Consider the following 18,045-nt stretch of genomic DNA (forward strand, 5'->3'; position numbering starts at 1 on the left):
GCCATGCGCGTCATCCGGGAAGAACCACTGCTGGCCGATGTGACGGCGGACGACGGCGACCCCGCCTTGATGGCGGCGGTGTTCGAGGCGCTGCGCACCGTCCGCGATCCGGAGATACCGGTCAACTTGGTGGACCTTGGCCTGATCTATCGGGTGCTGGTCCGCCGTGACGGCCTGGTCCATATCGACATGACCCTGACCACACCGGCCTGTCCCGTGGCCACGACGCTGCCGGGTCAGGTCCAGAACCTGGTCTCGCTGGTGCCGGGGGTCAGCGTGGTGCTGGTCGATATGGTCTGGGACCCGCCCTGGACCCGGGAACGCATGAGCGAAAGCGCGCGCCTGGAACTGGGATTGGTGTAGGAGACATCCATCCGGGCCGCGCGGCGCAGGGGCGGGGTCCGGGAGAGGCGTCCAGGGAGAGGGAATCGCCACCAGACCGGGCCGCCATGGCCTCATCGGCCTGCCAGAACCCGTCGCTGCCCTGTATGGCGCTGACGGCCCCTGCGATGCCGCGGTGCGCCTGCTGCAGGAGGCTAAAATCTAGGGTGCGCCGGCGGACCGCCGAAACTCTTCGGATGTTTCGTCGAGGAAGACGTACAGCGCCGCGATTTGGCCATCGCGGACCGTGATGACATCCCAGCCGGTATATTCGGGTGCTTCGCCGCGCGGCCCTGAGCCCCAGGCTAGCCGCCCGGCATCGTGCAGCACCTGCGCCTTGCCCTGTGGCGTGTAGACATAGTGCGGATGCGTCGCCCGTAGATCGCCGGCGAATTTGTTGATCGCCTGGCGCCCGACGATCACACCCGGCGGCACGTAAAGCACCCCATCCTGTGCCCAGAGCTCGTCGATTGCCGCGCGGCGGCGCGTGTCGTCGCCTTCGCCGAAGACCTCCTCGAGGTTCCGGTGGAGCAACTCGCGGATGCGCTCCTTGGATTCACCGGATTGCATCATGGCATGTTTCCTTGAGGGGGCGACCGAACCTCGGCCAGGACACCCTCCGCAATGGTATCGAGCGTGCGTCGGTGCCGGTAATAGATATCAATGGAACGATATGGCCTGTAGCGCCATAATTTAGCACCCGCTGTTTCATGAATGGAACAATAGCGCGTGGAACCTGCGCCAGTCGTGCCGCAGGCCTGATCGAGGAAGGGACAAGGGGCGCATTTTCCACGCGACCATCTGCGCGACCATCTGCGGACAGGCTTGAGCCCAGGCCCCTGTCGGTCTAGTCCGCCAATCGGTCCTGGTAGCGCAAGGCCCAGTCGTGCAACGCGCCGAAGGTCGGCATGAGGTCGATGCCGGCTTGCGACAGCGCATACTCCACACGTGGAGGCACCTCGGGGTAGGCGGTGCGAATAACGATGCCGTTGCGCGCCAGGTCACGAAGCTGCTCGGTCAGCATATGCTGTGTGATGCCCGGCAGTGCGCGGCGCAGTTCGCCGAAACGCATCGGGCCGGCGACCAGGCTGCATACGATCTCGATTTTCCATTTGCCGGTAATGGCCCTGATCGCCCGTTGGAAGCGCATAACCTCGATACGCTCCGGCCCCGTGCACCCATCGCATTCGTCACCGTAGGTGCGCGGCTCGATAGTCTGCTTTTCCATATTACCTCTCAAAATCCATCCTACTTGTTCTCTTTCATCTGTCTGGCCGACTGTGAGGGCAAGGAGAAGGCGAAATGAGCAAGATTCTTGTCACGGGTGGTTCGGGATTCCTCGCCGGCCACTGCATAGCGGCGGCGCTGGCGGCGGGGCACGAGGTTCGCACGACGTTGCGCAACCTCGACAAGGCCCCGCAGGTCCGCGCCATGATGGCGGTGGCGGGTGCCGATACCGGTCATCGGCTTACGTTTCACGCCGCCGATCTGGGGCATGACGATGGTTGGGGTGCCGCCGCCGCAGGCTGCGACTATGTCCTGCACACGGCGTCGCCCTTTCCGCCCGTTCAGCCGGAAGATCCTAATGATCTGATCATTCCGGCACGCGACGGAACGTTGCGCGTGCTGCGCGCGGCCGGCCGCGCCGCTGTGAGGCGCGTTGTCCTCACGTCCTCTTTTGCCGCGGTGGGGTACGGCCCGGCACTGGCAAGCCATGTCTATACGGAGGACGACTGGACCCCTGTCGATGCGCCAAACCAACCGTACATCCTGTCCAAGACCATCGCGGAGCGCGCGGCATGGGACTTTGTGGGGAAGGGCGGAGCCCCGGAGCTGAGCGTCGTCAACCCGACCGGGATATTCGGGCCCGCTCTCGGGCCTCAGCTTTCCACATCGATGACGATCATCAAGGGATTGCTGGATGGCGCGTTTCCGCCCGAACTGCCGGATATGTGGTTTGGCGTGGTGGACGTGCGGGACGCGGCCGACCTGCACCTGCGGGCCATGACCCAGCCAGCCGCGGCCGGTGAGCGCTTCATCGCGGTAAGCGGCGAACCGGTGTCCCTGCTGGAGGTCGCCACCATTTTGCGGGAACGCCTCGGCGGTTTGGCCGCGCGGGTGCCCAACCGCGGCGCGCCCCTCTTTCCCAACGCGAACCGACGGCGGTCCAGTAGCGCCAAGGCGAGACAAACGCTCGGCTGGTCGCCGCGCCCGGGCGGGGAAGCGATTATCGCCGGCGCGGAAAGCCTGCTTCGGCTCAAATTGCTGCAAACCCTCGACTAGGACCGCGTTGGGGGCCACGGGGCCATTCGGGGGTGTTCTTCTGGCGGGAAGCGGAGCCGGCCGCCGACGCGGCCGGCGTGTACGCTCAGGCGGTCGCGGCGCGGCGCAGGGCCGGCAGCATGTCCTCGGGCTCGGGCCGACGGGTGTAGTCAGGATTGACCTCGGCATAGAGGATGGTCCCATCCGGCCCGATGACGTAGCGGGCCGGCATCGGCAGGGTCCAGCTCTGGTCACCGTTGAAGGCCGGGAGGTCGTTCTTCAGGCTCTTGTAGAGATCGACAAGGTAGCTGGGCAGGTCGAAGCGAAGACCGAAGGTGGCCGCCACGTCGTTGTGCGTGTCGGACAAGATGGGGAAGCGGAGCGCGTTCTGGCGGACGGACTTGCGGCTGTTCACCGGCAACTGGGGAGAGATAGCGACCAGGCTGGCGCCCAGCGCCTCGAACGCCGGCAAGGCGGCCTGAAGCGCTTGCAGTTCCATATTGCAGTAGGGGCACCACACGCCGCGATAGAAGCTCACCACCAGCGGTCCGTTAGCCAGCAAGGCCGTCGATGAGACGGGCTTGCCCTCGGGATCGTTCAGCGTGAAGCGGGGCGCCTGGTCGCCGGCCTTCAGGGCGCGCGCGGCAGCACCACTGGCGATGAGTTCGGCGGTGGCGCGGTGCATGGTCTCGATCACCGATGGCGGCACGCTGTAGGGCGGCTTGCCGGCTTCGAAGTCCACCTTGAAGGCGTCGAGCTTGGACTGAAGGGACATGGAACATCTCCGTAAAAGGGGGCAGGGCTTGTTCCCGGCGGGAATTGCGGGTCAGGCGGAAGGCAGCAAGGCGTTGACGCGGGAAAGGGCCCGCTGGACGGCGGGGCGCGCCGCGATGTCGGCGTACCAGCGCGCGACATGGGGTGTGTCCTCCAGCCCGACGCCGGCGAACTCGCGCCGCCATAGCCAGCCGAAATGGGCGATGTCGGCGATGGTGAAGGCGTCGCCGGCGGCATAGCGATGCCGTGACAGCACTCCGTCCAGGACGGACACGGTGCGTTTGGCCTCGCCCAGGAAGCGCTCGATCGCGATCGGCTGCGGCTCGGCCGCGAAGCGTTGGAAGAAGCCCGACTGGCCGAAGGCGGGACTTAGGCCCGAGGCATGGAAGAAGAGCTGCTCGAACACCCGTGCCCGGCCGTCGCCGGAGGCCGGCAGCAGACGACCGGCCTTCTCGGCCAGATGGACCAGGATGGCGGCGGACTCGGTCAGGACGAGATCGCCATCGACCAGCACCGGCACCTTGGCGTTCGGGTTCAGCGCTACGAAATCGGGCGCCTTCTGTTCGCCCTGGCGGACGTTGACGCCGTGCAGCGCATAATCGAGCCCCAGTTCCTCCAGCGCGATCGGCACCTTGATGCTGTTGGGCGTGGCGAAGGCATAAACCTCAAGCATGGTGGGCTTCCTTGTGACGCAGCCCGGCGCGCAGAATCGGCAAGGCCAGCGCGAGAAGCGCTGGGACCGGGCTGCCGGTGATTTGAAAGGCGAGGATCCCGTCCAGCAGGGACGGCGCGGCGGCGGTTGCCATCAGCCAACGGACCATGATCTCGATCTCCTCGCCCCCTTCGGCCCATCCGAAGGCATGCTGATAGGTGCCTCTTCCAGGCTCGACGGGGCAGCCGGCTCTGGGCGATAATGTTCATTCCAAGGAGGAATGACGTGGACCGATATCAAGCGATGGCGGCGTTTGTGCGCGTGGTGGAGACTGGTTCCTTCTCGGCGGCGGCACGGCAGCTGAATGTCGGCCAGCCCGCCGTCTCGAAGACGATCGCCCAATTGGAAGACCGGCTTCAGGTCAACCTGCTGATCCGCTCGACCCATGGGCTGAGCCCGACCGAGGCGGGTCACCGCTTCTATGAGCGGGCCAGGGCCGCCATCCGGGAGGCCGATGAGGCGGACCTGGCCGCGCGCGGCGCGGGGGCGGGGCTGTCCGGCTGCCTGCGCGTTTCGGCCGCGACCACCTTCGCCCGCCTGCATGTCGTGCCGCAGCTGCCACGCTTCCTGGAACAGCATCCCGAGCTTGAAATCGACGTGATCCTCGACGACCGCGTCATCGACCTGATCGCCGAGGGCGTCGACGTGTCGTTGCGGATGGGCGCGCTGCCCGATTCATCCGCGGTCGCGCGCAAGCTGGCGACGGGCCCGCGCTCCGTGTTGGCCACCCCGGCCTATTTGGCGCGCCGGGGGGAGCCGCGAAGCCCCGCCGACCTCGCCGGGCACGAGGCCGTGATCCACAGCCACTTGCCCACCGTCTGGTGCTTCACCCGCGACGGCACCGAGGCGTCGGTTTCCGTGCGCGGGCGCGTCAAGGTGAGCGCCGCCGAGGGGCAGCGGGCGGCGGTGCTGGCCGGCATGGGGCTGACGATCGCCTCGGACTGGATGTTCGCGCCGGAGCTGGCCAGTGGTGCGGTGCGCCGGGTGCTGGGGGACTGGACTCTGCCTTCCCTGGACCTGTGGGCGATCTTTCCCGGCGGGCGCTTGGCCAGTGCCAAGGCGCGCGAATTCGCCCGCTTCGTGGAAGCGGTAATGGCCGCGCCCTATTCCCCGCTGGAATAAGCCATATCGCCCCGCGCCCTCGTCCGTCCCGCCGTGGACTGGCCTAACTAATCCGTCACGCCGCCACTTCCGGACGGCTTGAGATCAAGGATCAGTACCATGGCCAAGTTCGACGTCTATCGCGACGCTTTCCCCAACGCCCGCCTGACCCGCAAGGACAATGGCGTCCTGGAAGTCGCCCTGCACACCGACGGCGGCAAGCTCGTCTTCAACGGGCATACGCATGAGCAGTTCGTGGAGCTGTTCCACCAGATCGGTGAGGACCGGGACAACCGCGCGGTGATCCTGACCGGCACGGGCGACGCCTTCATGGACATGATCAACCCCGAGGGCTTCGACTTCTTCACGCCCCAGGGCTACGACAAGATCCTGCGCGAGGGCCGCAAGGTGCTGTCCAACATCCTCGATATCGAGGTACCCATGATCACGGCGCTGAACGGCCCGGTCCTGCTGCACAGTGAATACGCGCTGCTGACCGACATCATCCTGGCGACGCCGGACACCGTGTTCCAGGACAAGCCGCACTTCGAGTTCGGCATCGTGCCCGGCGACGGCATGCACCTGCTGTGGCCGCATGTCATCGGCTCGGTCCGGGGCCGCTACTTCCTGCTCACCCGCCAGGTGCTGGACGCGCAGACGGCGCAGGACTGGGGCGTCGTCAACGAGATCGTGCCGGCCGACCGCCTGCTCGCCCGCGCCCATGAGATCGCCGACGGCATCGCCGCGCTGCCGCCGCTGACCGGCCGCTACACCCGCATCGCGCTGACCCAGCAGCTCCGCCGCCTGATCGATGAGGGCACCGCCTTCGGCCTGGCGCTTGAGGGCATCAGCGCCGCCGACGTGGCCCGCCGCATGGCCACCCAGGGCTGAGACCACGGCCACCGCCCGGCAGGCGCCGGGCGGTGGGCCCGTCACGGTCAGGGCAACAGTTCGGATTCCCAAGGGCCCAACACCAGGGTGCCTTCATAGCGGCGATTGCTGACCAGCCCGGTCTTGGCGCCCGTGATGGCCACGTGCTGGGTCTCCCGCGTCGTATTCACATACAGCGTCCGCCCGTCCACCAGCCGGGCGTAAACCCCTTCCGGGGTTTGCGGCCCCTGGTGCACGCCCGCCAGGCCATAGGCGTAGCCCAGCACCGGCGCCATGGCGGCGGGGGCGGGCTCCGTCGCCAGGTACAGGGCGGTGCCCTTGCCGAACTTGTTGACGGTGACGGCCGGCGTATGGTCGGGCGTGTTGTCGAAGGTCGCCAGCACGGTCGCCGTCGTCGGCGCCAGCACCTCATAATAATGCGCGGTGGTTGCCGTCGATGATGAGCCCAGGCTGTAGCTCAGCGGCGCCTCCAACCGGTAGAACGCGTTGGTCTTCAGGCCAAACACGTCGGACAGGCGGCCCGGCAGGGGGGTGTCGAACCACTGCGCATGCTCGTCCACCTTGGCCGAATAGCCGGTCATCAGCACCGTGCCGCCGTTCTGGACATAATCCCGTACGGCCTTCGCGCTGGCCGGGTCCATCACATAGTCGGCGGGGATGACCACCAGCTTGTAGGGTGTGAGCGTGTCGTGCCCGATGTTGATGATGGCGGTATCGATATTGGCCTTGAACAGCGGCTCGAACGCGGCCTGCACCATGTCGCCATAGGCGCCCTGGAAATACTGCCGGGTGGTGCTGGACGGCCCGTTGGGGTGGGAGGCGATGGCGGACTCGAAGGAATAGGCGATGGCCACCTCGGGATGGGTGTGGCGCGGGAAGCCGTAGCGGGAGAGCCGCTTGAACTCCCCGGCGATGCGACCGAACTCATCCACCTTCCAGGACGGCGTGCCGTCGTGGTCGACCAGGCCGAACAGCGCCTGCTCCTCCCCGCCCAGGTGGCTGTTGAAGGTCCAGGCCAGGATGCCCTGCGCGCCCAGCAGCAGCCCCAGATAGGCGTACATGCGGCTGCGGCCAGGCGTGCCGTAGTCGCCGCCCCCGCCGGCGGTGAACTCGTTGAACCAGATGGGGGTGGGCAGGTCGCCCTTGGTCATCAGCGCGTTGAACGCCCCGCCTATGGGGTCGGCGGGATAGAACCCCTCCGCGCCGTAGGAGACGTAGGATTTGTAGGTCGCCAGATAATCGAAGCCACGCCGTGGCGCATAGTCCCAGAGGTTGGAGAGGGTGGGCAGGTCCGGCATGGCGCGGCGGCGGATCGCGTCCAGTTCCTTCAGCCGGTCCACGGTGACATCGGACCAATAGCGGTGCAGGTCCAGGAAGCGCTCCGCCGGGCCGGGCCCGTCGGCCAGGGGCAGGTCCACGTCCGCGAAATCGTTGAGGCGGCGGGACCAGCGCTGCGTCGCCCAGGCCTTGTTCAGGGCATCGACGGTGCCGTACTTGGCGCGCAGCCAGGTGATGAAGCGCTGCCGGTCGGCCTCGGAATAGGACATGAAGCCGTTGCCGATCTCATTGTCGTATCCCACGGCGATCACCGCCGGGTGGTGGGCATAGCGCTTGGTCAGGGCCTCGGCCAGGATGCCGGCCTCGCGCACGTAGTCCGGATCGCTGATGTTGTCCATGTAGCGTTCCGCCGGCGGCAGCCGCGCGCCCGCCTGGTTGATGACATCGACGCCCGGATAGGCGCGGTGCAGCCAGATGGGGGCGGGCGTGCCCGGGATATCCAGGATCACCCGGATGCCGGCGGCGTGCATCTTGTCCAGCACGGCGTCGAACCAGTCGAAGGTGAACTTGCCCTGCGCCGGCTCGAACGAATCCCAGGACAGGTCGCCCATGCGCACCACGGTGAAGCCCGCGTGCTTCATGATGGCGATGTCCTGGTCGATCTGCGCCGGCGTGCGGTCGATTGGCTGGTAGCAGGCGCCGACGAACAGTTGGTCCGGGCCCGGCCAGCTGGCGGGCACTTGCGCCTCCCGCGCGTCGGCCGCGCCCATGGATACGGTGCACAACAAGGTGGCCAGCAGCGCGCGCAGCGCCTGGCGCCGGAAACCGGCTGGAAAACGCGATGCCATATCTGTCTCACATGATCTGTTCTGGCGCCCGTGCCGTCGGGCCGGCGCTTATCGGATGCGGAAGGCGGGGGTGAAGGTCGGCCGTTGGTCCGGCAGGGTCACGGTGACGCCGTCATCGCCCTGCTTGAACTCCAGGGCGCCGCCGCCCAGCAGGTCGATGCGCTGGATGGGGCGGGCCGCCGGCGTCAGGGTCCGGATGGTCAGGGACTTCCCGGCCGGCCATTCCTGGGCATAGGCGTAGAGGGTGTCGCCCTTCACCGTGAAGCGGATGTCCTCCGCCGTGAAGGGGCGCAGCTTCGCCTCGTTGAACTTGCCCGCCGCGACTTCCGTCGGTCCTTCACCATAGGTTTTCCAAGGGCGGGAGTCGAAAATCCCCTCGCTGTTCGCCGCCATCCAGCCCACCAGTTCCTGCAGGATGCCGCGTTCCAGCTCATCGATGGTGCCGTCGCTGCGGACCGGGACGTTCAGCAGCAGGCAGCCGTTCTTGCTGACCACGTCCACCAGGCGCTGCACCACTTGCAGGGCGGTGAGGTAGCCCTTGCGCTCATAGAGGGGGCGGCTGTAGTGCCAGTCGCCCAGGCAGGTATCGGTCTGCCAGGGCTCCGGCACGATGTGGTCGCTGAATCCCCGCTCGATGTCGGCCACCACGGCGCGGCGCTGCAGGTCCGTCAGTTCCTTGCAGTTCACGACCACGTCCACAGCACCCTTCCGGGCCACGCTCTGATTGTAATAATGGGCGGTGGCGCGCAGGCCGTAGTCGCCCAGGGGCAGGCCGGTGTCGTCGAAATAGACCAGGTCCGGCTGATAACGGTCCATCAGGTCCCGGCACCGCTTCAGCCAGGTTTCGGCGAAGGCCCGGTTGGGCGGCACGGACTCGTCCCAGACGCCATCGTGGGCCTGATGCCAGGCGGTCATGGCGGCCTGATCGGTGATGCCGTCCGGAATCACGATACTGCGCCCGGTATACAGCTCCCGGGGGTCCAGGCCCTGCCACCACGTTCCCGCACCGTCGGCCTTGGTCAGGCGGAAGGCGTCGTAGCGCTGGCCCGCCCGGGGACCGGTGGCGTCATAGCCATAGGCCGTCTGGTACCAGTGCCAGGCATGGCTGGCGTGGTTGCTGACGCCGAAGCGCAGGCCGTGCTTGCGCGCGGCGGCCGCCCAGCCGCCCACGATATCCTTGCCCGGGCCCACCCGCGTGGCGTTCCAGGCATGGTGGCGGGAGTCGAAATTGTCGAAGTTGTCATGATGGCAGGCCATCGACACCAGGTACTTGGCGCCCGCCGCCTTGTAGAGCTTGGTCAACTCCTCCGGGTCCCACCGCTCCGCCTTCCAGCGGTTGATCAGCTCCATGAAGCCGAATTGCGTGGGATGGCCGTAAGTTTTGACATGGTGTTCGTAGCTGGGGTCCCCCTGCATGTACATGCGGCGGGCGTACCAGTCGCCGAACTCCGGCGCGCATTGCGGCCCCCAATGGGCCCAGATGCCGAACTTGGCATCGCGGAACCAGGCCGGCGCCTGGTACCCGGCGGCCAGGGAATCCCAGGTGGGCTGGAAAGGCCCGGCCTCGGCCTGCGTCTTGGCGGCGGCCGGTCCAGCGGACAGGGTGAGGGCTGAGACCGCGCCGGCATAGCGGACGAGGTCCCGACGCGTCGGGCTTACCATAAGCTGTTATCCCTTCGGGAACCGGATGGTGGAGGCGCGCGCCACCAGGCGCGGCGGCACGAGATCGACATGGGGCGGCGCCGCCGCGTTCCTGGTGCCGGCCAGGCTGGTGGCCAACTGGGCCACGCGCCGGCCGATGGCTTCGGCGCCCTGGTCGATGGAGGAAAGGGGGATGCGCAGGAAGTCGGCGTAGGAAAGGTTGCCGCAGCCGATGATGGCGATGTCGTCCGGGACGCGCAGTCCCGCCTCCAGCACGGCGCGCATGGCGCCCAGGGCGGAGGGGTCGTTGTAGCAAAACAGGCCGTCCGGGCGGGGGGACAGCGCCAGCAGCCGCCGGGTCGCGGCATAGCCGGCTTCCGCGCCCCGGTGGTCGCCCGATGGTCCCAGGTCCATCACCAGTTCCGGCGCCGCCAGTCCTTGCTGGGCCAGCGCCTGCCGGTAACCGGACAGGCGCCCGGCCGCCGTGCTCACCTCCGGCCCGCGCAGATGGGCGATGCGCCGGCATCCTTGCGCGATGAGATGCGCGGTGGCCAGCGCGCCCACCGCCTCATCGTCGTTGCCGACGAAATGGGCCTCCGCGCCCGCGAACCGCCTATCCAGCAAAATGCAGGGCGTGCCCCGCCGCTCGATCTCCCGCAGGCCGTCCACGGTCGTCTGGGTGGAGGCCAGCACGATCACATCCACCTGCCGGGCCAGCAGATTCCGGATTTGCTGCCGCTCCGCATCCGGCTCCTCATCGGAGGAGGAGATCAGCAGCCCGTACCCGTGGGCCCGGATATCATTGGAGATGGCCTTGGCGATGCCCGCGAAGAACGGGTGGAGAAGGTCGGGGACGATCAGACCCACGGTCCATGTCTGGCCGGTGACCAGCGACCGCGCCATCAGGTTGGGCTGATACCCCAGCTCCGCCACCCGCTCCAGCACGCGGCGGCGTGTCGCTTCCCCGATATCCGGATGGGCGCGCAGGGCCTTGGACACCGTGACGACCGACAGCCCCAGTTCCAGCGCGATGTCTTTCATGCGGGCGGTCAAGATGCGCGCCTCTCCCCAAGGTGCGCCGGCGCGGCCCTTGGCCTGTTTCGCGCGGCAGTTAGCGTTAACTTTATCGATTAAGCATATTTATAACAAGTCCGTTTTCTGAAAAGCTGTTGTCTGCGGCGATGGGAAGCGCCGATCACCCTGCGCACCTTCCGGCGCGGGGCTTAGGAGGAAAGGACGTCCATGACCCGTCATGTCCTGATGCTGGATTTGAAATCCGATCCCGCCTTGATCGAGCGTTACCGCCAGTGGCACGCGCCCGGCCAGGTGCCGCCGGCGGTGCTGGGCGCCATCCGCCAGGCCGGGATCCGGGAGATGGAAATCCATCTCTGCGGCGACCGGCTGGTGATGATCATGGAGGTGACGGAGGACTACGACCCGGCGGCCCAGGCCGCGGCGGACGCCGCCGACCCGGATGTCCAGGCCTGGGAAGCGCTGATGGACACGTTCCAGCGCCGCTTGCCCTGGGCCAAGCCGGGTCAGAAGTGGGTGCCGGCGGATCGCATTTTCAGCTTGGCCGAACAGTGACCCGGCCCGGCGCCAGCCCCCCGGGGGCGGGGACCTCCGTTGCCGGCGCTGTTCCCGCTGTCAACGCGAGGGGGCGGGGGCCAGATTGGCGGGCATGTAGCCAAGCGTGGCCGAGATGTTTCCGGCGGCGCCGCGCAGCAGCCCCTGGGCCGTTTCGAAATCGACCTTCTGCGACCCGTCGATCAGCGCCAGGAAGGGAATGGTCAGCGCGCCGACGATATCCCGGTCGAATCCGAACACGGGGTAACTGATGTCGGTCACGCCGTGGGTGATCGGGCTCTTGCGGTGGTCGAAGCCATCCCGCCGGATGGTGTCCAGCCGTTGGCCCAACCCGTCGCGGTCGGCCGAAACGCCCTGCATCGCCTCGGCCTCGGCGATGATGCTGTCGGCCCGGTCCGGCTTGGAAAAGGCCAGGATCACCTGGCCCGAGCAGCTCTTGAGCATGTCGATCGCGGCACCCAGCCGTAGGGAGAATCCCCGCGTGCCGGGATTTTCCTCCCGCGCGATGACCAGCCCTTCGCCGCCGTTGGGAACGACGAAATGGCATGACTGTCCCGTCTCGATCGCCAACCGCCGCATCTCGGGAAGCGCCGCATTCAAAAGATTCTGCGTGGGCGTCGCGCGGTAGGCGAGGTCGAGCAGCTTATAGGCCGCCGTATAGCGATCCGACTTGGTGGACTTCTGAAGATAGCCCAGCTGTTCCATCACGATGACGACGCGGAACAGCTCCCCGACCGAACGATTGAGGTGCGCCGCCATCTCGCTGACCAATGCCCCGTCGCGATGCTCCGCCAGCATCTCAAGGATTTCAAACGCCTTTTCTATGGCCGGCGCGGCATAGGTGCCCTTAGGGCCCGCTCGGGTCATGTGGTTCCCCCCTGATCATCAACGCGGTCGCGTCCCATCGATACCCCACATTCCGGCGGCTCGGAAAGCCTCGGGGGGCCCCGGCGCCATGGCGCGAGTCCGGCGGCTCGATCCACGAGCGAACTGTTCTCAAAATTTGTATTGCATATATGATAATTGAATTGTACTGGTGAAAATCATTCCGATCATAAAAATCATCAGGGGAGAACGCACATGTCGCGTGGGCGCCATTCATCGAGACTCATGCCGCTGCTGGCCGGCCTGCCGTTGCCGCTGGCGTTGATCTGGTCCGCACCGGCCATCGCGCAGACGGCCGCCACTGCGCCGACCACTGCGCCGACCACTGCGGCCACCGCCGCGGTTCCGGCCCAGACGCCGGCCGCGGCCGCCGGCACGGCCTCGGCGAACGATCAGGGGGACCTGAACGAGATCGTCGTCACGGGGGTCCGCGCGAGCTTGAAATCGGCGGAGGCGATCAAGCGCGACGCGCCGGAGATCGTCGATTCCATCGTCGCCGAAGACATCGGCAAGCTTCCCGACCGCAACGTCGCCGAGGCGTTGCAGCGGGTGGCCGGCATCCAGATCCAGCGCAATTACGGCGAGGGCAGCTCGGTCGCCATCCGGGGGTTGACCCAGGTGCGCACCGAATTGAACGGCCGGGATATTTTCACCGCCGGTGGTGTCGACATCCTCAACCTTGAAGACGTGCCGGCCGAATTGCTGGCGGGCATAGACGTCTACAAGAATCCGTCCGCCGAACAGATCGAAGGGCAACTCAGCGGCGTCATCAACTTCCGCACGCGCAAGCCCTTCGACTTCGACGGCTTCAAGTTCGCCGGCGGGATCACCGGCAATTATTACGACTTGGCCGACAAGACCGGGCCATCCGGCTCGGTGCTGATGAGTGATCGCTGGCACACCGGCATCGGCGAGATCGGCGTGCTGGCCGACATCGCCTATCAGAAGGACTACTTCCGTGACGACCAGATCACGACGGAGCCCTTCTACACCCTGAACCAGGGCCGCAATCCCGACGGCAGCTTCGTGAATCCCTCCGACGCGGCGACGGCGGCGGCCATGGGCCGCTCGGGCCAGCTCACCACCATTCCGCACGGCGGCGGCCTGAACAAGAATTACGGCGACCGGCAGCGCTTTGGCACGGATGTCGCCCTTCAATGGAAACCGACGGACACCCTGGATTTCACGGGCGAGGTGTTGCGCAACAATTACAAGTTCAACATCCGGGGCAACGCCTTCTTCGCCACCACGGGGGACGGGCCCATCACGCCGCTACCGGGCGCCGACTTCAAATTCGCCGGCAATGGTGATTTCATCAGCGGCACGTGGGAAGACGTACCCTTGGGGTCCTACGCCAGCCAGACGACGCGCGATTCGACCACGACCGACTATTCCCTGAAGGCGCATTGGACGCCGACGCCGAACCTGGAGATCACGGCGGATGGCCAATACATCCGCTCGGACACCAGCCAGAGCAATTTCATCGTCCTCACCAACGGTCCGAATACCGTTTTCCACCAAAACATATCGGGGGACGTGGCGTCGTTCGCCACCATCCCGGTCAGCCAGACGACCAATGCCGCGCTTTATTCCAACAACGGTTTCCTCGACGACTTCTCCAATTCCATCGGTGAGGAGAAAAGCGGCCGGCTGGACGTCAAGTACAGCTTCGACAACAGCGTCCTGAAATCCCTGCGCGCCGGTTTCCGGTACACGGACCGGACGAATTCGACCCGGGACACCGGCTATCGCTATTCCAGCGTCAACGGCCGGGGCGGGCTTGTGAACTACGACCTGAGCGACATCTTCCGCGGCGACGCGAATGTGTTCGGCAGCGTGGTCACCTTCCCGCTGGAGACCATCGGCGACTACGCCAACACCCTGTCGGCCTTCGGGCTCAGCGGCGCGCCGCCCTTCCTTCCCAGCGGCTCCAACGCGCAGAGCCAGCAGACCTACGCGGAATACGCCGCCGCCTATTTCGACGCCAGCCCCCTGTCCATTCCACTGGACGGCAATATCGGGGTGCGCATCGTCACCACCAATCTGGGCGTGTCCGGGTACTACCAGCAGGTGCCGCAGATCGCGCAGCCGGACGGATCGACGGCAACCGGCAACCCCCAATACGCCGCCATCGCGTTCCAGGATACCTACACCAAGGCCTTGCCCAGCCTGAACCTGCGCTATCACCTGACGGATGCCCTGCAGCTCCGCCTGGCGGCATCGACCAACTTGGCCGCGCCCACCTTCTCGCAGCTGAACCCCAGCCTCACGCTGACCGAGCCTGGGCCGTCGCAACATGCCGAGATCCATACCGCGACCGGCGGCAACCCGCTGCTCAAGCCAATGACGTCACGCAACCTTGACGCCTCGCTGGAATGGTATTTCTCGGACCAGGAGTACGTGTCGGTCGCGGGCTTCTATAAGAAGATCAACGGCTACATCCAGACCGCGATCACGCCGCGCGACATCACCTTCCCGGACGGCAAGACGTACACCTATCAGGTCACGTCCTACACCAACGCGGCCGATGCGGAGGTGAAGGGCGCCGAATTCTCGTTCCAGCAGTTCTTCGATTTCCTGCCCGACCCGCTGGACGGCCTCGGCATCCAGGCGAACTTCACCTATGTCGACTCCCAGGCGCCCAGCCCGGCGACCTCGGGCCCCGTCACCAGCGTGCCGCTCGAGCTGTTGTCGAGGTACAGTTACAACCTGATCGGCATTTACGAGAAGGGTCCGCTGTCGCTTCGGCTTGCCTACAACTGGCGCAGCAAGTTTGTCGAGACGACGGCGGGGGTGGGCACCGGCAACCTTCCCATCTTTGACCAGCCGTATGGTCAGCTCGATGGCTCGCTGACTTACCAGGTGACCCAGAATTTCTCGCTGGGCGTTGACGCGCGCAACATCAATAACGCGCTCAAGCTGTCGTATTTCGGCATTGCGACGCGCCCCCGCACCGCGACGATCTCGGACCGGCGCCTGAGTTTCACCGCGCGCGTCACCTACTGATAAATCGTGCATGGACAACGGCCCAGGTCGGTCCCTCGGGACTGATCTGGGCCGTTCCATGGCGGGACACTTTCGTGCCTCACCCGTCCATCAAGGACCGCTCGTTCGCGGCATCGTATTTCCGGATGTCGCCTGCCATCCGGCCCTGCCACTTGCCCACGAACGCCCGCGTGTCGGGGGCGTCGAGGTGGGCGGAAAGGGAGGCTTGGTCGCGCCAGCGCTCCGCGACCAGCAACCGGCCGGCGCTCGGGTCCTCCACCGCCACCGCGTAGGACAGGTTGCCCTCGCGCCGCCGGACGGACTGCGCGAGCGCCTGGATGTCGGCGGCGAACTCCTCCGTCGCGGAGGGGGCGACCTGAACATGGCCCATCACGATAAGCATGGCTGCGGACTCCTGGGTCTCTCTCCGGTCAAGCGACGGTGAGGGCGATCTTGCCCTGGATGTTGCCGCGCGCGGCGCGTTCGTGCGCCTGGGCCGCCTGGGCCAGCGGGAAGGTGCTGTCGATCACGACCCGCACGGTGCCGTTGTCGAGCAGGCGTGCGGCCTGATCCAGCTGCGCGCCGCTGGAGCGGACCTGCGTCGTCGAAACCGTGATACCCAGCGTCTCCGCCTCCCCATGGCCGGTGAAGCCCAGGGGATAGACGGGGAAAAGCGCGCCACCCCGTTTCAGGGTGCGCAGGAAACGGCCGGTATCGGGACCGCCGACGGTGTCGAGCACCAGGTCCGCATCGCGCACCACCTCCTCGGCGGCCGTCCGGGTATAGTCTATGAACTGGTCGACGCCCAGGTCGCGCATCAGGCCTTCATTCTTGCCGGAGGCCACGGCGATGACGCGCGCGCCCTGCCATTTCGCCAGTTGCACGGCCAGATGTCCGACACCGCCGCCGGCCCCGTTGACCAGCACCGTCCGGCCGCGCAGCGGCACCGGCTCATGCTTGTGGGGTTGGAACGGGTTCGGCTCGTCGTGCCCCAGCTCGGTCAGGAACTGCCAGGCGGTGAGCAGGGACATGGGCGCGCCGGCCGCGTGGATGTGGTCGATGCCGGCCGGCTTGCGGGCCAAATCCGATACCGGGACACTGACATACTCGGCATAGGCCTTGCTGCCCTCCATGACATGGTGGGGGAAGCGCACCATGGCATAAACCTCATCGCCCACGCGGAAATCCCCGACGTCGCCGGCCACGGCCGCGATGACGCCCGATATGTCCGACCCCAGGATCAAGGGGAAGGTCGGGTGCGGTTGCCATTCGGGGGGAAGCGAACGGTAGCCGTCCCGCAGGTACCAGTCGGGCGGGTTGAGGCCGATGGCATGGACCCTGACCAGCGCCTCGCCGGGCGCGGGCGTGGGGCGGGGGGCATCCTCATAGCGCAGCACCTCGGGGCCGCCGAATTGGTGCAGCCGAACCGCTTTCATCGTGTCGCTCATGATGCGTTCCTTTCGTGCTTTCAACGCTGGGGCATAGTTTGGCTCCCTCCCCTGAATTGACAATCAGGTTGGGAACCGCTTCAGTATTTCCATGAAGGAACAAATCGGACTTGAAAGGCTGACCGGCCTCATCGCCTTCGCCCGCGTCGGGTCGCTGGGCAGCTTCACCGCGGCCGCCCGCTCGCTGTCGATTTCGCCCTCGGCGGTGAGCAAGAGCATCCAGCGGCTGGAGCAAAACCTGGGCGTCTCCCTCATCACGCGTACGACACGCTCGCTGACCCTGACGCCGGAGGGCCGTGACCTGCACGAACGCGCCCTGCGGCTGCTGCGCGAGGCGGAGGAGATCGAGCAGGCGGCGAAGTCCGCGCGGTCGGAGCCATCGGGGACCCTGCGCATCGCCGCGTCCCTGCCCATCGGCATCCATCTGATCGCGCCGGCCCTGCCGGCGTTCCGCGCGTGCCATCCCCAGGTGGCGGTGGACCTGCGCCTGAGCGACCAGTTCGTCGACCTGATCGAGCAGGGGATCGATCTGGCCGTGCGGATCGGCGACTTGCCGGATACGCGGCTGCTGTCGCGGCGGCTCGCGCCCCATCGGTTCTGCTGCTACGCGTCGCCGGCCTATTTGGCCGCCCGGGGAACGCCGTCGCATCCGGACGACTTGGCGCGGCATGACACCGCGACCCTCCGCTATCAAAGCTCCGGACAGATGCTGCGCTGGCCCTTCCTCATCGGGGACCGCGAAATCGAGATCGTGCCCCCGTCCGGCATCGTCATGGACGCCAGCGAGGCGTTGATCGCGGCCCTGGTCGCCGGCGGCGGCATCGGCATCAGCGCCGACTTTGTCGCCGCCCCCTATGTGGCGCGCGGCGAGCTTGTGCCGGTGCTGTCCGACTATGCGGTCGAGCGGCACAACATCACCGCTGTCTGGCCGGAAAGCCGCCGTGCCAACCCGGCGGTGCGTGCCTTCCTGGCCCATCTGCAGGATGCCCTGCCGGTGGCCGGCAGGGGCCGGCCATCATCGCCGGCGGCGTAAAGCGCGGAAGAAAGAAGGGGAAGGTGGTGTCGGCTTGCGTGCGCGCCGTTCGTCGTTCCGGTGACAGCGTCTGGCATCCTGGATGAGTATCCTAACCTCGCCGCTTACGTCGCCCGGGGTGAGGCGCGTCCGGCCTACCAGCGTGCCTTCGCCGCCCAGTGGGCGGTCTTCACCACCGCCTCGGGCGGCTGACGGGGCCACCACAAGGCTTGACAGATA

Annotated in this window: 19 protein-coding genes; 8 read left to right on the plus strand and 11 right to left on the minus strand. The window is 66.7% G+C overall.

The genetic code is table 11. The annotated features are described in order from the left end of the window. Window positions 1–3: 3 nt before the first annotated feature. Window positions 4–363: an iron-sulfur cluster assembly protein gene (locus tag FBZ89_RS07955; protein WP_145749479.1), complete on the plus strand. Its 360-nt coding sequence runs from the start codon at window positions 4–6 to the stop codon at window positions 361–363. Between the two features lie 180 nt (window positions 364–543). Here FBZ89_RS07955 and FBZ89_RS07960 read toward each other — a convergent pair whose 3' ends face one another. Together FBZ89_RS07960 and FBZ89_RS07965 are read right to left on the minus strand one after the other, a co-directional pair. After that, window positions 544–954: a nuclear transport factor 2 family protein gene (locus FBZ89_RS07960; RefSeq protein WP_145749480.1), complete on the minus strand. Its 411-nt coding sequence runs from the start codon at window positions 952–954 to the stop codon at window positions 544–546. 274 nt (window positions 955–1,228) lie between these two features. After that, on the minus strand, window positions 1,229–1,609 hold the full coding sequence (locus tag FBZ89_RS07965; RefSeq protein ID WP_145749481.1) for a winged helix-turn-helix transcriptional regulator: 381 nt from the start codon (window positions 1,607–1,609) through the stop codon (window positions 1,229–1,231). 74 nt (window positions 1,610–1,683) lie between these two features. Here FBZ89_RS07965 and FBZ89_RS07970 point away from each other — a divergent pair, with 74 nt between their 5' ends. Next, a complete protein-coding gene (locus tag FBZ89_RS07970; protein WP_145749482.1) occupies window positions 1,684–2,664 on the plus strand; it encodes an NAD-dependent epimerase/dehydratase family protein in 981 nt (326 codons plus the stop codon). Window positions 2,665–2,749: 85 nt separating this feature from the next. Here FBZ89_RS07970 and FBZ89_RS07975 read toward each other — a convergent pair whose 3' ends face one another. The 3 genes from FBZ89_RS07975 to FBZ89_RS30760 are packed head-to-tail and all read right to left on the minus strand — an operon-like array spanning window position 2,750 to window position 4,238. Then, window positions 2,750–3,418 (minus strand): peroxiredoxin-like family protein, encoded by a 669-nt coding sequence (locus FBZ89_RS07975; protein ID WP_145749483.1) that lies wholly within the window; start codon window positions 3,416–3,418, stop codon window positions 2,750–2,752. A gap of 51 nt (window positions 3,419–3,469) precedes the next feature. Beyond that, complete coding sequence (locus FBZ89_RS07980; protein ID WP_145749484.1) at window positions 3,470–4,090, minus strand: glutathione S-transferase family protein; 621 nt, start codon at window positions 4,088–4,090, stop codon at window positions 3,470–3,472. Beyond that, entirely contained in the window at window positions 4,083–4,238 is a 156-nt protein-coding gene (locus FBZ89_RS30760) for a hypothetical protein (protein WP_186457249.1), read from the minus strand. The genes FBZ89_RS07980 and FBZ89_RS30760 overlap by 8 nt, the downstream gene beginning before the upstream one ends. A gap of 116 nt (window positions 4,239–4,354) precedes the next feature. Between FBZ89_RS30760 and FBZ89_RS07985 the strand changes: the two genes are divergently transcribed. Together FBZ89_RS07985 and FBZ89_RS07990 are read left to right on the plus strand one after the other, a co-directional pair. Continuing rightward, entirely contained in the window at window positions 4,355–5,251 is an 897-nt protein-coding gene (locus tag FBZ89_RS07985) for a LysR family transcriptional regulator (protein WP_145749485.1), read from the plus strand. 99 nt (window positions 5,252–5,350) lie between these two features. Continuing rightward, window positions 5,351–6,121 (plus strand): enoyl-CoA hydratase/isomerase family protein, encoded by a 771-nt coding sequence (locus tag FBZ89_RS07990; RefSeq protein WP_145749486.1) that lies wholly within the window; start codon window positions 5,351–5,353, stop codon window positions 6,119–6,121. A gap of 47 nt (window positions 6,122–6,168) precedes the next feature. Here the strand turns inward: FBZ89_RS07990 and FBZ89_RS07995 are convergent, their stop codons facing one another. Genes FBZ89_RS07995 through FBZ89_RS08005 form a run of 3 tightly spaced genes read right to left on the minus strand, consistent with a single transcriptional unit; the run spans window position 6,169 to window position 10,941 of the window. Next, on the minus strand, window positions 6,169–8,247 hold the full coding sequence (locus tag FBZ89_RS07995; RefSeq protein WP_145749487.1) for a beta-galactosidase: 2,079 nt from the start codon (window positions 8,245–8,247) through the stop codon (window positions 6,169–6,171). A 48-nt stretch (window positions 8,248–8,295) separates the two neighbouring features. Further along, a complete protein-coding gene (locus FBZ89_RS08000) occupies window positions 8,296–9,909 on the minus strand; it encodes an alpha-L-fucosidase (protein ID WP_186457250.1) in 1,614 nt (537 codons plus the stop codon). Between the two features lie 6 nt (window positions 9,910–9,915). Continuing rightward, window positions 9,916–10,941, minus strand: coding sequence for a LacI family DNA-binding transcriptional regulator (locus FBZ89_RS08005; RefSeq protein WP_145749488.1), 1,026 nt, complete (start codon window positions 10,939–10,941; stop codon window positions 9,916–9,918). A gap of 189 nt (window positions 10,942–11,130) precedes the next feature. Here FBZ89_RS08005 and FBZ89_RS08010 point away from each other — a divergent pair, with 189 nt between their 5' ends. Continuing rightward, window positions 11,131–11,475, plus strand: coding sequence for an L-rhamnose mutarotase (locus tag FBZ89_RS08010; protein ID WP_145749489.1), 345 nt, complete (start codon window positions 11,131–11,133; stop codon window positions 11,473–11,475). Window positions 11,476–11,535: 60 nt separating this feature from the next. Here FBZ89_RS08010 and FBZ89_RS08015 read toward each other — a convergent pair whose 3' ends face one another. Further along, window positions 11,536–12,342, minus strand: coding sequence for an IclR family transcriptional regulator (locus FBZ89_RS08015; protein WP_145749490.1), 807 nt, complete (start codon window positions 12,340–12,342; stop codon window positions 11,536–11,538). Between the two features lie 213 nt (window positions 12,343–12,555). Here FBZ89_RS08015 and FBZ89_RS08020 point away from each other — a divergent pair, with 213 nt between their 5' ends. Continuing rightward, complete coding sequence (locus FBZ89_RS08020) at window positions 12,556–15,366, plus strand: TonB-dependent receptor (RefSeq protein ID WP_145749491.1); 2,811 nt, start codon at window positions 12,556–12,558, stop codon at window positions 15,364–15,366. A gap of 79 nt (window positions 15,367–15,445) precedes the next feature. Here FBZ89_RS08020 and FBZ89_RS08025 read toward each other — a convergent pair whose 3' ends face one another. Together FBZ89_RS08025 and FBZ89_RS08030 are read right to left on the minus strand one after the other, a co-directional pair. Further along, window positions 15,446–15,748 carry a putative quinol monooxygenase gene (locus tag FBZ89_RS08025; RefSeq protein WP_145749492.1) on the minus strand — a complete coding sequence of 101 codons (303 nt, stop codon included), beginning with the start codon at window positions 15,746–15,748 and terminating at the stop codon, window positions 15,446–15,448. 28 nt (window positions 15,749–15,776) lie between these two features. Then, window positions 15,777–16,793, minus strand: a complete 1,017-nt coding sequence (locus FBZ89_RS08030; RefSeq protein WP_186457251.1) for an NADP-dependent oxidoreductase — start codon at window positions 16,791–16,793, stop codon at window positions 15,777–15,779. A gap of 91 nt (window positions 16,794–16,884) precedes the next feature. Here FBZ89_RS08030 and FBZ89_RS08035 point away from each other — a divergent pair, with 91 nt between their 5' ends. Beyond that, the gene (locus FBZ89_RS08035; RefSeq protein WP_145749493.1) at window positions 16,885–17,826 is read left to right on the plus strand and encodes a LysR family transcriptional regulator; all 942 of its coding nucleotides are present in this window, start codon (window positions 16,885–16,887) and stop codon (window positions 17,824–17,826) included. A 60-nt stretch (window positions 17,827–17,886) separates the two neighbouring features. Further along, window positions 17,887–18,018, plus strand: a complete 132-nt coding sequence (locus tag FBZ89_RS31880) for a hypothetical protein (protein ID WP_281292009.1) — start codon at window positions 17,887–17,889, stop codon at window positions 18,016–18,018. The last annotated feature ends 27 nt before the right edge of the window (window positions 18,019–18,045 follow it).

The organism is Nitrospirillum amazonense (assembly GCF_007828045.1).
Lineage (GTDB): Bacteria > Pseudomonadota > Alphaproteobacteria > Azospirillales > Azospirillaceae > Nitrospirillum > Nitrospirillum amazonense_C.

Excerpts from the sequence above, each read along its gene's own strand:
- FBZ89_RS08000 (WP_186457250.1), bottom strand. The coding sequence starts at position 9,909 with ATGGTAAGCCCGACGCGTCGGGACCTCGTCCGCTATGCCGGCGCGGTC.
- FBZ89_RS08020 (WP_145749491.1), top strand. The coding sequence starts at position 12,556 with ATGTCGCGTGGGCGCCATTCATCGAGACTCATGCCGCTGCTGGCCGGC.
- FBZ89_RS07960 (WP_145749480.1), bottom strand. The coding sequence starts at position 954 with ATGATGCAATCCGGTGAATCCAAGGAGCGCATCCGCGAGTTGCTCCAC.
- FBZ89_RS07995 (WP_145749487.1), bottom strand. The coding sequence starts at position 8,247 with ATGGCATCGCGTTTTCCAGCCGGTTTCCGGCGCCAGGCGCTGCGCGCG.
- FBZ89_RS07975 (WP_145749483.1), bottom strand. The coding sequence starts at position 3,418 with ATGTCCCTTCAGTCCAAGCTCGACGCCTTCAAGGTGGACTTCGAAGCC.
- FBZ89_RS08010 (WP_145749489.1), top strand. The coding sequence starts at position 11,131 with ATGACCCGTCATGTCCTGATGCTGGATTTGAAATCCGATCCCGCCTTG.
- FBZ89_RS08030 (WP_186457251.1), bottom strand. The coding sequence starts at position 16,793 with ATGAGCGACACGATGAAAGCGGTTCGGCTGCACCAATTCGGCGGCCCC.
- FBZ89_RS08015 (WP_145749490.1), bottom strand. The coding sequence starts at position 12,342 with ATGACCCGAGCGGGCCCTAAGGGCACCTATGCCGCGCCGGCCATAGAA.
- FBZ89_RS30760 (WP_186457249.1), bottom strand. The coding sequence starts at position 4,238 with ATGGTCCGTTGGCTGATGGCAACCGCCGCCGCGCCGTCCCTGCTGGAC.
- FBZ89_RS07990 (WP_145749486.1), top strand. The coding sequence starts at position 5,351 with ATGGCCAAGTTCGACGTCTATCGCGACGCTTTCCCCAACGCCCGCCTG.
- FBZ89_RS07965 (WP_145749481.1), bottom strand. The coding sequence starts at position 1,609 with ATGGAAAAGCAGACTATCGAGCCGCGCACCTACGGTGACGAATGCGAT.
- FBZ89_RS08035 (WP_145749493.1), top strand. The coding sequence starts at position 16,885 with ATGAAGGAACAAATCGGACTTGAAAGGCTGACCGGCCTCATCGCCTTC.
- FBZ89_RS07970 (WP_145749482.1), top strand. The coding sequence starts at position 1,684 with ATGAGCAAGATTCTTGTCACGGGTGGTTCGGGATTCCTCGCCGGCCAC.
- FBZ89_RS07980 (WP_145749484.1), bottom strand. The coding sequence starts at position 4,090 with ATGCTTGAGGTTTATGCCTTCGCCACGCCCAACAGCATCAAGGTGCCG.
- FBZ89_RS08025 (WP_145749492.1), bottom strand. The coding sequence starts at position 15,748 with ATGCTTATCGTGATGGGCCATGTTCAGGTCGCCCCCTCCGCGACGGAG.
- FBZ89_RS07955 (WP_145749479.1), top strand. The coding sequence starts at position 4 with ATGCGCGTCATCCGGGAAGAACCACTGCTGGCCGATGTGACGGCGGAC.